The following is a 14027-nucleotide window of genomic DNA, read 5'->3' as shown; positions in this document are numbered from 1 at the left end:
GCTCGCGAAGGCGTCGTGTCAGTCGACATTTACATGCCTGACACACCGCTTTCGCGAGCAAGCCCGCTCCCACAAGGAGAAGCGGACTCAGGTTACGTTTTATTTGGTCCAGTCAGCCACGCGCTCCGGGTGCTTGGCTACCCAGTCTTTCGCAGCCGCATCAGGCTTGGCGCCTTCCTGGATCGCCAGCATGACTTCACCGATTTCATCCTTCGAAGCCCACTGGAAGTTCTTCAGGAACTTGGCCACTTCCGGTGCCTTGGTTGCCAGCTCCTTGCTGCCGATGCTGTTCACGGTTTCAGCCGCGCCGTACACGCCTTTCGGGTCGTCGAGGAAGCGCAGTTTCCACTTGGCGAACATCCAGTGCGGTACCCAACCGGTCACGGCGATGGATTCGTTTTTCTTCTCGGCACGGGTCAGCTCGGCGATCATGCCGGCGCCGGAACTGGCCTTGAGTTGGTAGCCGGTCAGGTCGTAATCCTTGATTGCCTGTTCGGTCTTGAGCATCACGCCTGAACCGGCGTCGATGCCAACGATGCGTTTCTTGAAGCTGTCATCGGTTTTCAGGTCTTCAAGGGACTTGGCCTTGACGTACTCCGGCACGATCAGGCCGATCTTCGCGTCCTTGAAGTTCGGACCGTAGTCGACGACTTGGTCCTTGTTCTTCGCCCAGTAATCACCGTGAGTCACCGGCAGCCAGGCCGACAGCATGGCGTCCAGTTTGCCGGTGGCCACGCCCTGCCACATGATCCCGGTGGCGACCGCTTGCAGCTTCACGTCGTAACCGAGTTTCTGCTTGATCACTTCAGCTGCCACGTGAGTCGTCGCGACGCTGTCGGACCAGCCGTCAACGTAACCGATGCTCAGGGTCTTGGTTTCTGCGCTGGCGAATGTGGAGCCCATCGCAAGTACCAGTGCGGTACCTGCGCCTAAAAGTCGTCGCATCTTCATCGTTACTTCCCCGAAAGTGCTGCGCCCGGCGGGTGCCGAGCCGCTTCAACATATTGTTATGGTGCACAGCGCCTCCATCACGCCCACCGCAAACTCTTTCGATCATCAGCGGAGTACTGACGGCTTCGATAATCAACCTGACGCTCAATGCAACCTGATCTGCCAGCGACCTCAAGGCATCGAGAAACGACATCAGAACGCCATTAACTTCGCGCCATGAAAATGCATCGGGCAATACGCCCGAACTTTGCATGTCAAAATCATGCAGAGGCCCAAGCACGGGGCAAATGCAGGTAACATGCGCCGCTTTGCTCCCTGACGGCCTGACCATGACCGCACCCTCGCGCTTTCCTTTTTCCCCTTATATTTTTGCCTGCCTGCTGGGACTTTTTGCCCTCTGCGGTTTCTGGTACGGCCTGGGCAAACCGGTGATCCTGCCGGACGCCGCCAGCGCCACGCACAAGCTGCAATGCGCCTCCTACACCCCGTTCGATAAAGACCAGTCGCCGTTCGACGTGCCGTTCAATTTGCGCCCCGAGCGCATGGACGCCGACCTTGCCCTGCTGGCGAAAAGTTTCCAGTGCATTCGCACCTACTCCATGACCGGCCTGGACGCTCTGCCGGATCTTGCGCGCAAGCACGGGTTGAAGCTGATGATCGGCGCCTGGGTCAACAGCAACCCGGTGGACACCGAAAAGGAAGTCGACTTGCTGATCGCCTCGGCCAACGCCAACCCTGACGTGGTGAGCGCGGTGATCGTCGGCAACGAAACCCTGCTGCGCAAGGAAGTCACCGGCGCGCAACTGGCGCGACTGATCAACAAGGTGAAAAGCCAGGTCAAGCAACCCGTCACCTACGCCGACGTCTGGGAGTTCTGGCTCAAGCACCCGGAAATCGCCCCGGCGGTGGATTTCCTGACCATTCACTTGCTGCCGTATTGGGAAGACGATCCGTCGAACATTGACGCGGCCCTGCAGCATGTAGCCGAAGTACGCCAGGTGTTCGGCAACAAGTTCGCGCCCAAGGACGTAATGATCGGCGAGACCGGCTGGCCCAGCGAAGGCCGCCAGCGTGAAACGGCCCTGCCGAGCCGCGTCAACGAAGCCAAGTTCATTCGCGGATTTGTCGCCATGGCCGAGGAACAAGGCTGGCACTACAACCTGATCGAAGCCTTCGACCAGCCATGGAAACGCGCCAGCGAAGGTGCGGTTGGTGGCTATTGGGGACTGTTCGACGCCGACCGCCAGGACAAGGGCGTGCTGGCAGGTCCCGTCACCAACGTACCTTACTGGTCGCAATGGCTGGTGGTCGGCGGACTGATTTTCCTCGGCACGCTGATCCTTGGCGGTCGCGTGCGCAGCACTCGCGCAGCGTTGGTTCTGCCGCTACTCGGTGCATTGGCGGCTTGCTCGATAGGAGCCTGGGGTGACCTGGCTCGAGTCACCACGCGTTTTGCCAGTGAGTGGTTGTGGGCCGCACTAGTGACGGCGTTGAACCTATTGGTGCTGACACATGCTGCGCTGACGCTGAGCGCACGCACCGGTTGGCGTGGACGGATGTTCAATGCTCTGGAAAGTCAGGCCGGATGGCTGGTGGCGGTGGCAGGTTTTGCAGCTGCCGTGTCGATGCTGGAACTGGTGTTCGATCCACGCTACCGCAGCTTCCCGAGCGTGGCGTTCATCGTGCCCGCGCTGGTCTACCTGTGCCGCCCGGTGAGCGTGCCACGCCGGGAAATCGCCCTGCTGACCTTCATCATCGGCGCCGGCATTGCGCCGCAGCTGTTTCGTGAAGGTTTGCAGAATCAGCAGGCCTGGGGATGGGCACTGGTGAGTGTGTTGATGGTGGTGGCGTTGTGGCGGTGCTTGCGGATGAGCAAGGGGCAAGTTGGAGCCAATTGAAAAAATCGTGATCACTAAAAAGACTTTCTCCTCCCAGACCGAATCGTAGACATGAGCTCATTGTAGTCCCGAGGATATCTGTCGAAATACTCCTTTTTTATGCTTACTAAATTGGCTCGCGCGCTAGCAAAGTCGCTTTGAGCCTTTTCAAGCTGCTTATAATCCCGCTGATTGACGATATCGGCTGAATTGAAGTTTTCTATTTCAATTGTTCCGTCTTTTCTCCTTGGTGGGAATGCGGCAAAGCGTTCGAGAACCGAGTACTGCTCCTTGGCAGAATTCAGTTTCTCTTGCGCTTTCACATACCCCTCTAATGTATCAAGCAACCTTCCACGATCACGCGCTTTTGGAAGAGCCAAGTCGAGTGCTTCAATCTGAGAAGTGCTCTGGCGCCCGACACTTGATATCGGAACAGCAGTTTCTCTTACAACCGGGCTGCCAAGCGTTTTGGCAGGAGAAGGTATTTTGTTTAAGGTTTGACTTCCGACGCCAGACAACGCAGTACCCCGTGTGCGCTCAAGAAACTTGAAATAAGAAGCTAAGATGAGGCTATGTCCACTGGGGTCCAAACAATTGACCGGATCTCCCTCACAATAGTTATAACCATTCAATCCCCCCTTCCCAAACGGGCTCATATCATCGGGGCTATTGAACCTCTTCAAAACCGGATTGAATGCGCGATATCCCTTCCCAAGTAAATAATACCCCGTCACCGAATCCCGACGCTCGCCATTGAATCCCAAAAGGCTGATTTCACCACTCACGGGAAAACGATGACCATAGGGGGAATAAACCATTCGCTGATGCTGACCAACAGCCACAGCATGCAAAACCGAACCCTGCAAATCAGTTGCCTGTAGCGCGCAATCAACCTTGCCCGCCTCACGCTGCTGCTGCGCCAGCAACTGAGTTTCATGCTCAAAAAAGGAATACTGCTTCTGACCCTGTATTTCAGTGGCCAAGCGATGGTTTCGGTAAAAACGCTGAATGCTCTGCTGATTCAGCGGTGCACAACTCGCAATCTGATCCAGCGGGTCGTACTGATAGCGACATAGATCTGTTTTTAGTTGCCCCGTCATGGCGTGGCTCCGTTTTGCATCCAGGGATATGGATGACTAGATTCGGAGTTGAGGAGGCGAATGTCCACTATCAGAACTGATAGGCAGGGAGGCAAACCAATTTGTGAAATCCATGGTGCGGCTGCTGACCTCTTCGCGGGCAAGCCCGCTCCCACAGGTTCGGCGGTGGACACAAATTCTGTGGGAGCGGGCTTGCCCGCGATGGCGGCCCATCAGGCGCCGCGAACCAATCGCAACCCCGCAATCACCACCGCAAACACCGCCAGCGTCGTGTTGTACAACGCCAGCGCCGGAAACCCGAAAACCAGCGCCAGCAGCGCCAGCCACCACCCTGCCCGCTCCGGCAACACAAAGCCGATCACCGCAGCCGCCAGCGCCCCCCAGCCCAATACCTTGAAGTGAATCATCAACCCCAGGTTCGAGCGAACCTGGCACTCCCAGCGGCTTGCCTCATCCACGCAGATGCCCACCCACTGCGCATCCTCCATGAAGCCATAACGCGCGCCGTAGCTGGCGGCCAGCCATAACGGCAGCAAAACGAGCAGAAGAACCACGGGCAATCGGCGGGACATGAAACGCTCCAATAGGCAAAAACGGCGGCCAGCTTAATCGCCGGCCAGCCTTAAGCAAGCACTAACAACTGTTAACTGGTCATTCAATCGCTGCAAAGTGTATCGTCCAGCTACTATTACTCCGAATTAAGCCTGTTTGGTGCCGATGCGTGGCACTTTGGCGCAAATCCAGTGGTCATAGCCTGCGAACTTCATACGGCACCTTATTTAAGGGATTCAGTCATGCTCCGTTCCTTGCGCTTCGCCGCCCTGTTTGGCGGCCTTATTCTGAGTGCGTCCGCACTGGCGGTCGACGTCGACCCCGCCGGTTATGGCTACCCCCTGACCAACCCGTTTGAAGCGACCATCGCCACGACACCGCCGGACCTGCGCCCGGAGTTGCCGACCGATGACGACATCGACCAATCGGATCGCACCATGACGTTGCGCCCCGAGCGTCAGTTCGAGCTGCCGGACAACTTCTGGGCGGTCAAGAAACTCACCTATCGCATCGCCACCCAGGACAAGCCCGCACCGCTGATCTTTCTGATCGCCGGCACCGGCGCGCGTTACGACAGCAGTCTGAACGAATACCTGAAAAAGCTTTACTACAAGGCCGGCTACCACGTGGTGCAGCTGTCCTCGCCCACCAGCTTCGACTTCATCAGCGCCGCGTCGCGCTTCGCCACGCCAGGCATCACCACGGATGACGCCGAGGACATGTACCGGGTGATGCAGGCGGTACGGGCGCAGAACCCGAGGCTGCCGGTCACCGAGTACTACCTGACGGGTTACAGCCTTGGGGCCCTGGATGCGGCGTTCGTCGCGCACCTGGATGAAACCCGCCGCAGTTTCAACTTCAAGAAAGTCCTACTGCTCAACCCGCCGGTCAATCTCTATACCTCGATCACCAACCTCGACAAGCTGGTGCAGACCGAGGTGAAGGGCATCACCAACACCACCACGTTCTATGAACTGGTGCTGAACAAGCTGACCCGCTACTTCCAGCAGAAGGGCTACATCGATCTCAACGACGCCCTGCTCTACGACTTCCAGCAGTCCAAAGAGCACCTGACCAACGAACAGATGGCGATGCTGATCGGCACCTCGTTCCGCTTCTCCGCCGCCGACATCGCCTTCACCTCGGACCTGATCAACCGTCGCGGCCTGATCACGCCACCGAAAACCAAGATCACTGAAGGCACCAGCCTGACCCCTTACCTCAAGCGCGCGCTGCAGTGCGACTTCGACTGCTACATTACCGAACAGGTGATCCCGATGTGGCGTGCCCGCACCGACGGCGGCAGCCTGCTGCAACTGATCGACCAGGTCAGCATGTATGCGCTGGAAGATTACCTGCGCAAGAGCCCGAAAATTGCCGTCATGCACAACGCCGACGACGTGATCCTCGGCCCTGGCGACCTCGGTTTCCTGCGCCGGACCTTCGGCGATCGCCTGACCGTTTACCCGCTGGGCGGCCACTGCGGCAACCTTAACTACCGCGTCAACAGCGACGCCATGCTGGAGTTCTTCCGTGGCTAAATACCTCCTGCTTATCGCCGCGTTAGTCTGCGCAACCGCTGCCAATGCCGACAACAGCAAAGCCAATGCCCCGGTGGTCGTCGACAGCGATGGCTTCAAGGAGCCGTTGAGCAAACTCAAGTTCAATCCGGGCCTGGATCAACGCGAGTTCGAGCGCTCGACGCTCAGTGCGCTGAATGTCTACGACCCGCTGGAGGAGTGGAACCGCCGCGTTTACCACTTCAACTACCGTTTCGACCAATGGGTGTTCCTGCCGGTGGTCAACGGCTACCGCTACGTCACCCCTGGCTTCGTGCGCACCGGCGTCAGCAACTTCTTCAACAACCTGGGCGATGTGCCGAACCTGCTCAACAGCCTGTTGCAGTTCAAGGGTCAGCGCTCGATGGAAATCACCGGACGCCTGCTGCTCAACACCACCATCGGCATCGCCGGCCTGTGGGACCCGGCCACCGCCATGGGTCTGCCGCGCCAGAACGAGGACTTCGGCCAGACTCTGGGTTTCTATGGTGTGCCCGCCGGCGCCTACTTCGTGTTGCCGATCCTGGGGCCGTCGAACCTGCGTGACACCGGCGGCCTGGTGGTGGATTTCAGCGCCGAGAACGCGATCAACTTCCTGAACGTCGCCGAAGTCAGCTCCAACCATCCGGAAGTGTGGGTGCTGCGCGGCATCGACAAGCGTTATCAGACCAGCTTCCGTTATGGCCAGCTGAACTCGCCGTTCGAGTATGAGAAGGTGCGGTACGTGTACACGGAGTCGCGCAAGTTGCAGATTGCCGAGTAAGTTCGACAGGCATAAAAAGGCCATTCAATGCAGATTGAATGGCCTTTTATTTTTTGTAGGAGCGAGGCTTGCCCGCGAAGACGGTATAAAAGCCAACAGAGATATCGACTGTCATGACCTCTTCGCGGGCAAGCCTCGCTCCTACAGGACTCAGCGTTTAATCGATTGCCAGATCTTGCCGACAACCGTCACCGCCACCAGCACCACCGCCCCCGCCACAATCCCGGCCACCGCATTCAGCAGCGTCGGCACGATAAACCCGGCACCGCCCGCCCCCGCGCTGACGCTCTCGATCCAGTGATGCACCACCGGCACGCCATGGGTCAGGATCCCGCCGCCCACCAGGAACATCGCCGCCGTGCCGATCACCGACAGGCTTTTCATCATGTACGGCGCCGCCCGCAAAATCCCGTTGCCGATACTCTTGGCCATCTGCCCGGGCTTCTGCGTCAGCCACAGCCCCAGGTCATCGAGCTTGACGATACCCGCGACCAAACCATACACGCCGATGGTCATGACGATGGCGATGCCGGACAGCACGATCACTTGCTGGGTCAGCGATGCGCCGGCCACCGTGCCCAAGGTGATGGCGATGATTTCCGCCGAGAGAATGAAGTCGGTGCGAATCGCGCCCTTGATCTTGTCCTTTTCGAACGCCACCAGATCCACCGCCGGGTCCGCCAGGGCTTCGACCAGTTCGGTGTGTTCGGCCTGATCCTCGGCCTTGCTGTGCAGGAATTTATGCGCGAGCTTCTCGAATCCTTCGAAGCACAAATAAGCACCGCCGACCATTAACAACGGGGTCACCAGCCACGCAATGAAAGCGCTGATAGCCAATGCCGACGGCACCAGGATCAGCTTGTTGATGAACGAACCCTTGGCCACCGCCCAGACCACGGGTATTTCCCGCTCGGCGCGCACACCGCTGACCTGCTGGGCATTGAGCGCCAGATCATCGCCCAAGACGCCAGCGGTCTTCTTGGCGGCCATCTTGGTCATCAAGGCGACGTCGTCGAGCACGGCCGCGATGTCGTCGATCAGCACCAGCAAACTGCTTCCTGCCATGAATCGTGTTTCCTTCTTTAATGAATGCCGTGCAGCATAGCGCGCCCGCACGCCGCACGGAGCATTGTTGAGCGCCGCCGAAGGCCGGTGCTACCATGCGCCACCGCCAGTACAGGCAAGGAACCACCTGGTTTATGAGCACTATCCGCGAGCGCAACAAACAACTGATCCTGCGTGCCGCCAGTGAAGAATTCGCCGACAAGGGCTTCGCTGCGACCAAAACCAGCGACATCGCAGCCAAGGCGGGATTGCCCAAGCCGAACGTCTACTACTACTTCAAATCCAAGGAAAACCTCTACCGCGAGGTCCTGGAAAGCATCATCGAGCCGATTCTGCAGGCCTCGACGCCGTTCAATCCTGACGGGGTGCCCAGCGAAGTGCTGAGCGGCTACATCCGCTCGAAAATCCGCATCTCCCGCGACCTGCCGTTTGCATCCAAAGTGTTCGCCAGCGAAATCATGCACGGCGCACCGCACCTGAGCACCGACCTGGTCGAACAGCTCAACAGCCAGGCCAAGCACAACATCGACTGCATCCAGACCTGGATCGACCGCGGCCAGATCGCCCCCATCGACCCCAACCACCTGATGTTCAGCATCTGGGCCGCGACCCAGACCTACGCCGACTTCGACTGGCAGATCACGGCCATCACCGGCAAGGAAAGGCTGGATGAGGCGGATTATGAGGCGGCGGCGCAGACGATTACGCGGTTGGTATTGAAGGGGTGTGAGCCGGACTGAAGGCCTCATTGACCCCATCGCGGGCAAGCCCGCTCCCACAAAGATCGAGGGTGTTCACGGGATTCACACCCACCATCAATCTCTGTGGGAGCGGGCTTGCCCGCGATGGGGGCAACTCAATTTCGGCTGTTAAAGCCAGACCGCATCCCACAGTGGATAGTCGCCAAGACGCTTGACCAGTCCTGCCCGCAAGGGATTGGCAACAACATACCGCGCCATCTTCACCAGATCCTCTTCTCGCCTCAATGCCCGGTCGTGATACCCCTGCTGCCAAAGCGGCCCGACTCGATTGCTGGCAAGATTCACCTCTCGGGTAATCAATGATTTGGTTGTTCGCATCAAAGTGCTGAGCGAGCAATTCTCCAGCTCGATTAGCCAATGAAAGTGGTCCGGCATAACGACCCAGGCCAGCGATTTCGCCCACCCCGAATTTTGAGCCTGACGAAATTGATGCACGACCAATCTGCCCAATTTGAAATTTTCAAAAACAGGCTCACGACCAATCGTATTGGTGGTCAACAAGTAGATTCGATGGGGTTCGGCATAGCGGCCCATTCGCAAGCGATGTGAAGCAGGTAGATCAGGCATTCCATTGCCCCTCATGATGAAAGTCAGAGAAGGCCAGTTCTGGAAATGCTTGAAGGTCATTCAGACCTTTAGCTGGATGTGTCTGGTAGATAGCAATCGCGGGCAAGCCCGCTCCCACAGTGGTTGATGGTGTACACAAATCAGATGTATACCCATGAACCTTGTGGGAGCGGGCTTGCCCGCGATGACGTCAGATCAGACGCTACAATTCAAATCAAGCCACCACCCCAGCATCCGCCCTCAACCCCAACGCCTCGATCGCATTGATCGCGCACTGTTCATCCACATCCGAAAGATCCCCGCTGATCCCCACCGCCCCGAGCACAATCCCGGCCTGATCGCGGATCAGTACGCCGCCCGGGGCCGGGACGACGCTGCCTTGGCCCAGGGTGTTCAGGGCGGCGATGAAGGCTGGGCGTTGTTGGGCGTCCAAGGCCAGCAGGCGGGAGCCCTTGCCCAGGGCGATGGCGCCCCAGGCTTTGCCGATGGCGACTTGCGGGCGCAGCAGGCTGGCGCCGTCTTCGCGTTGCAGGGTGACCAGATGCCCGCCGGCGTCCAGTACCGCGATGGTCAGGGGTGCGGCGGATATCGCCCGTCCCGCGTTGATGGCCTCGTCGACCAGTTTGACTGCGACTTTCAAGGTTAAAGCGCTCATGGTGCCGTCCTCATTTTGTTTTTCGGAAAGTCGTTGGCTGCAGCAAACGGCGTGCGTTTATGCCGCAGTCCGATGCAACAAATAGAACACAATGAATTATTTTTTTGTATACAATAATTCTCGAAACCCGCCACATGCGACGAAAAGCCACAGTAGAAAGGGCTTCCGACGAATGAAACGGTTGCTTGAGAAAATAAATTGACCTGCGCCGCTTGCCGTGAATACACTCGGCGCAAAGCCACTTGTATACAATTACAAAACGTAAAGAGGCACAAAACCATGAGCAAAATGAGAGCAATCGAAGCCGCCGTTCTGGTGATGCGCCGTGAAGGGGTTGATACCGCTTTTGGCATCCCTGGTGCCGCCATCAACCCGCTGTACTCCGCCCTGCAGAAGGTCGGCGGCATCGATCACGTCCTCGCTCGCCACGTTGAAGGCGCGTCGCACATGGCCGAGGGCTACACCCGCACCAAGGCCGGCAACATCGGCGTGTGCATCGGCACCTCCGGCCCTGCCGGCACCGACATGGTCACCGGGCTCTACAGCGCCTCGGCCGACTCGATCCCTATCCTTTGCATTACCGGCCAGGCACCCCGCGCCCGTCTGCACAAGGAAGATTTCCAGGCTGTCGACATCACCAGCATCGTCAAGCCAGTCACCAAGTGGGCGACCACTGTTCTGGAGCCGGGCCAGGTGCCTTACGCGTTCCAGAAAGCTTTCCATGAAATGCGCTCCGGCCGTCCGGGCCCGGTGCTGATCGACCTGCCGTTCGACGTACAGATGGCGGAAATCGAATTCGATATCGACGCCTACCAGCCGCTGCCACTGGCCAAGCCGAGCGCGACCCGCGTTCAGGTGGAAAAGGCCCTGGCGATGCTCGATCAGGCCGAACGTCCATTGCTGGTGGCCGGTGGCGGCATCATCAATGCCGATGCCAGCGAACTGCTGGTCGAGTTCGCCGAGCTGACCGGTATTCCAGTGATCCCGACCCTGATGGGCTGGGGCACCATTCCAGACGATCACCCGCAAATGGTCGGCATGGTCGGTCTGCAGACTTCGCACCGTTACGGCAACGCCACGATGCTCAAATCCGACGTCGTGCTGGGCATTGGTAACCGTTGGGCCAACCGTCACACCGGTTCGGTCGATGTCTACACCGAAGGCCGCAAGTTCATTCACGTCGACATCGAACCGACCCAGATCGGCCGCGTGTTCACCCCGGACCTGGGCATCGTTTCCGACGCCGCTGCCGCGCTGACCGTGTTCATCGAAGTCGCCCGCGAATGGCAAGCCGCCGGCAAGCTGAAGAACCGCAGCGCCTGGCTGCAGGATTGCCAGCAGCGCAAGTCCAGCCTGCAGCGCAAGACTCACTTCGACAACGTGCCGGTCAAGCCGCAGCGCGTTTATGAAGAGATGAACCAGGTGTTCGGCAAGGACACCTGCTACGTCAGCACCATCGGTCTGTCGCAGATTGCCGGCGCGCAGTTCCTGCACGTCTACAAGCCGCGTCACTGGATCAACTGCGGTCAGGCAGGCCCACTGGGCTGGACCATTCCGGCAGCGCTGGGCGTGGTCAAGGCCGATCCGAGCCGCAAGGTCGTCGCACTGTCGGGCGACTATGACTTCCAGTTCATGATCGAAGAGCTGGCAGTGGGCGCGCAGTTCAAGCTGCCGTACATCCACGTGGTGGTGAACAACTCGTACCTGGGTCTGATCCGTCAGGCGCAGCGCGGTTTTGAAATGGATTACTGCGTACAACTGTCCTTCGATAACCTGAACGCGCCGGAACTCAACGGTTATGGCGTTGACCACATTGCGGTCGCCGAAGGCCTGGGCTGCAAGGCACTGCGCGTGTTCGAGCCCTCTGAAATCGCCCCTGCCCTGCGCAAGGCCGAGCAGATGATCGAAGAGTTCAAGGTTCCGGTGATCGTCGAGGTTATTCTGGAGCGCGTGACCAACATTTCCATGGGCACCGAGATCAACGCCGTCAACGAATTCGAAGACCTGGCGCTGGTCGGCAACGACGCACCGACTGCGATTTCGTTGCTTGATTGATCTGCCAAGATTGATGGTTCGGGTTTGACCCTGTAGGAGCTGACGAAGGCTGCGATCTTTTGATCTTTGTTTTTGAAGATCAAGATCAAAAGATCGCAGCCTTCGGCAGCTCCTACACAGAGCCATCATCACTAATTCGCAACAGGAGACCACCATGCCGCGTTTCGCAGCCAACCTGTCCATGCTGTTCACCGAGCAGGATTTCCTCGCCCGTTTCGAAGCGGCCGCCAAGGCCGGCTTCAGTGGTGTCGAATACCTGTTCCCCTACGACTTCAGCTCGGCCGAAATCAAGGCCAAGCTCGATGCCAACGGTCTGACCCAAGTGCTGTTCAACCTGCCGGCCGGTGACTGGGCCAAGGGCGAGCGCGGCATTGCCTGCCTGCCGGACCGTGTCGAAGAGTTCCGCGCCGGTGTCGATCTGGCGATCGCCTACGCGCAAGTGCTGGGCAACACCCAGGTCAACTGCCTGGCCGGTATCCGTCCACAGGGCGTGGACGATGCCACCGTGGAAAAAACTTTCGTCGCCAACCTCAAGTACGCGGCCGACAAGCTGCAGGCGGCGGGCATCAAGCTGGTGATGGAAGCGATCAACACCCGCGACATCCCGGGCTTCTACCTGAACAACACGGCGCAAGCCCTGTCGATTCGCGAGCAGGTCGGCAGCGCCAACCTGTTCCTGCAATACGACATCTATCACATGCAAATCATGGAGGGCGACCTGGCCCGCACCATGGCTGCGCACCTGGGCGAGATCAACCATATCCAGTTGGCCGACAACCCTGGGCGCAACGAACCGGGCACCGGTGAAATCAACTACCGCTTCCTGTTCGAACACTTGGATCGCATCGGTTATCAGGGTTGGGTCGGCTGCGAATACAAGCCACTGACCACCACCGAAGCGGGTCTGGGCTGGCTGAAGACCCATAACGCGATCTGATCAGGCACCGCGTGATCGTTTTTCGCGGGCAAGCCTCGCTCCCACAGGGGCCGGGTTGTCTGTAGGAGCGAGGCTTGCCCGCGAAGGCATCCTCGCTGACACCCCAAGAATTTTGCGAACAGAGCAATAAAAACAAGAGGATTTTCTCATGGCTAAAATCGGATTCATCGGCACCGGCATCATGGGCCACCCAATGGCGGCGAACCTGCAGAAAGCCGGTCACAGCCTGTTCCTGTCCGCCCATCACGACGCGGCCCCTGCCGATCTGGTCGCCGCTGGCGCCGTCGCCCTGGCGAACCCGAAAGAAGTGGCGCAGGAAGCCGAATTCATCATCGTCATGGTCCCGGATACCCCGCAGGTCGATGACGTTCTGTTCCGCGCCGACGGCGTTGCCGCCGGTATCGGCAAAGGCAAAGTGGTGATCGACATGAGCTCGATCTCGCCCACCGCGACCAAAGCATTCGCCGCGAAAATCAATGAAAAAGGCGCCCAGTACCTCGACGCGCCAGTGTCCGGCGGCGAAGTTGGTGCCAAGGCCGCGACCCTGAGCATCATGGTCGGCGGCGATGCCGATGCCTTCGAACGCGCCCTGCCGCTGTTCCAGGCCATGGGCAAGAACATCACCCTGGTCGGTGGCAACGGCGACGGTCAGACCGCGAAAGTGGCCAACCAGATCATTGTGGCGCTGAACATCCAGGCCGTGGCCGAAGCCCTGCTGTTCGCTTCGAAAAACGGTGCTGATCCGGCCAAGGTGCGTGAAGCACTGATGGGCGGTTTCGCTTCGTCGAAGATCCTTGAAGTACACGGCGAGCGCATGATCAAGGGCACCTTCGATCCAGGCTTCCGCATCAGCCTGCACCAGAAGGACCTGAACCTGGCCCTGCAAGGCGCCAAGGAACTGAACATCAACCTGCCCAACACCGCCAACGCCCAGCAAGTGTTCAGCACCTGCGCGGCCATCGGTGGCAGCAACTGGGACCACTCGGCGCTGATCAAGGGCCTGGAACACATGGCGAACTTCTCGATTCGCGGGTAGGAGCTGCCGAAGGCTGCGATCTTTTGATTTTGATCTTGCCTGAACTCCATCCGTACACCGTGTTGTCCGCTAAAAGATCGCAGCCTGCGGCAGCTCCTACAGAATCGGGGTCATCCTTTCTAACAGGGTGAATCCTGAAGAGCTGTCGC

Annotated in this window: 13 protein-coding genes; 7 read left to right on the top strand and 6 right to left on the bottom strand. The window is 58.9% G+C overall.

Annotation, left to right across the window (positions count from 1 at the left end; all coding sequences use genetic code 11):
- Positions 1 to 99: 99 nt before the first annotated feature.
- On the bottom strand, positions 100 to 951 hold the full coding sequence (locus tag HNO86_RS10420) for a glycine betaine ABC transporter substrate-binding protein (protein ID WP_175376910.1): 852 nt from the start codon (positions 949 to 951) through the stop codon (positions 100 to 102).
- 287 nt (positions 952 to 1238) lie between these two features.
- On the opposite strand from HNO86_RS10420, the gene HNO86_RS10415 reads away from it, so the two are divergent.
- Positions 1239 to 2849 carry a beta (1-6) glucans synthase gene (locus HNO86_RS10415; protein ID WP_175376909.1) on the top strand — a complete coding sequence of 537 codons (1611 nt, stop codon included), beginning with the start codon at positions 1239 to 1241 and terminating at the stop codon, positions 2847 to 2849.
- Positions 2850 to 2863: 14 nt separating this feature from the next.
- On the opposite strand, the gene HNO86_RS10410 is transcribed toward HNO86_RS10415, so the two are convergent.
- Both HNO86_RS10410 and HNO86_RS10405 read right to left on the bottom strand, forming a co-directional pair.
- The gene (locus HNO86_RS10410) at positions 2864 to 3928 is read right to left on the bottom strand and encodes an RHS repeat-associated core domain-containing protein (RefSeq protein ID WP_175376908.1); all 1065 of its coding nucleotides are present in this window, start codon (positions 3926 to 3928) and stop codon (positions 2864 to 2866) included.
- A gap of 212 nt (positions 3929 to 4140) precedes the next feature.
- Positions 4141 to 4500: a hypothetical protein gene (locus tag HNO86_RS10405; protein ID WP_175376907.1), complete on the bottom strand. Its 360-nt coding sequence runs from the start codon at positions 4498 to 4500 to the stop codon at positions 4141 to 4143.
- A gap of 222 nt (positions 4501 to 4722) precedes the next feature.
- Between HNO86_RS10405 and HNO86_RS10400 the strand changes: the two genes are divergently transcribed.
- The gene (locus tag HNO86_RS10400; protein ID WP_175376906.1) at positions 4723 to 6021 is read left to right on the top strand and encodes a serine/threonine protein kinase; all 1299 of its coding nucleotides are present in this window, start codon (positions 4723 to 4725) and stop codon (positions 6019 to 6021) included.
- The gene (locus HNO86_RS10395; protein ID WP_175376905.1) at positions 6014 to 6802 is read left to right on the top strand and encodes an MlaA family lipoprotein; all 789 of its coding nucleotides are present in this window, start codon (positions 6014 to 6016) and stop codon (positions 6800 to 6802) included. Before HNO86_RS10400 ends, HNO86_RS10395 begins: the two co-directional genes overlap by 8 nt.
- A 150-nt stretch (positions 6803 to 6952) precedes the next feature.
- Here HNO86_RS10395 and HNO86_RS10390 read toward each other — a convergent pair whose 3' ends face one another.
- On the bottom strand, positions 6953 to 7867 hold the full coding sequence (locus tag HNO86_RS10390; protein ID WP_175376904.1) for a DUF808 domain-containing protein: 915 nt from the start codon (positions 7865 to 7867) through the stop codon (positions 6953 to 6955).
- A 134-nt stretch (positions 7868 to 8001) separates the two neighbouring features.
- Here HNO86_RS10390 and HNO86_RS10385 point away from each other — a divergent pair, with 134 nt between their 5' ends.
- On the top strand, positions 8002 to 8607 hold the full coding sequence (locus HNO86_RS10385; protein ID WP_175376903.1) for a TetR/AcrR family transcriptional regulator: 606 nt from the start codon (positions 8002 to 8004) through the stop codon (positions 8605 to 8607).
- 129 nt (positions 8608 to 8736) lie between these two features.
- On the opposite strand, the gene HNO86_RS10380 is transcribed toward HNO86_RS10385, so the two are convergent.
- The gene (locus tag HNO86_RS10380; protein WP_175376916.1) at positions 8737 to 9195 is read right to left on the bottom strand and encodes a transposase; all 459 of its coding nucleotides are present in this window, start codon (positions 9193 to 9195) and stop codon (positions 8737 to 8739) included.
- Between the two features lie 214 nt (positions 9196 to 9409).
- A complete protein-coding gene (locus tag HNO86_RS10375; RefSeq protein ID WP_175376902.1) occupies positions 9410 to 9850 on the bottom strand; it encodes a heme-binding protein in 441 nt (146 codons plus the stop codon).
- Between the two features lie 279 nt (positions 9851 to 10129).
- Between HNO86_RS10375 and gcl the strand changes: the two genes are divergently transcribed.
- From gcl to HNO86_RS10360, 3 genes are all read left to right on the top strand, one after another.
- On the top strand, positions 10130 to 11905 hold the full coding sequence (gcl, locus tag HNO86_RS10370; RefSeq protein ID WP_175376901.1) for a glyoxylate carboligase: 1776 nt from the start codon (positions 10130 to 10132) through the stop codon (positions 11903 to 11905).
- A gap of 154 nt (positions 11906 to 12059) precedes the next feature.
- Positions 12060 to 12842 (top strand): hydroxypyruvate isomerase, encoded by a 783-nt coding sequence (gene hyi, locus HNO86_RS10365; protein WP_131061573.1) that lies wholly within the window; start codon positions 12060 to 12062, stop codon positions 12840 to 12842.
- Positions 12843 to 12990: 148 nt separating this feature from the next.
- Entirely contained in the window at positions 12991 to 13878 is an 888-nt protein-coding gene (locus tag HNO86_RS10360; RefSeq protein WP_175376900.1) for a 2-hydroxy-3-oxopropionate reductase, read from the top strand.
- Positions 13879 to 14027: the final 149 nt, after the last annotated feature.

Source organism: Pseudomonas sp. C1C7 (assembly GCF_013359595.1).
In the GTDB taxonomy this organism is placed as follows: Bacteria; Pseudomonadota; Gammaproteobacteria; order Pseudomonadales; family Pseudomonadaceae; genus Aquipseudomonas.
The sequence above is the reverse complement of the archived record's forward strand: the minus strand, read 5'-3'. Positions and strand labels throughout refer to the sequence as shown.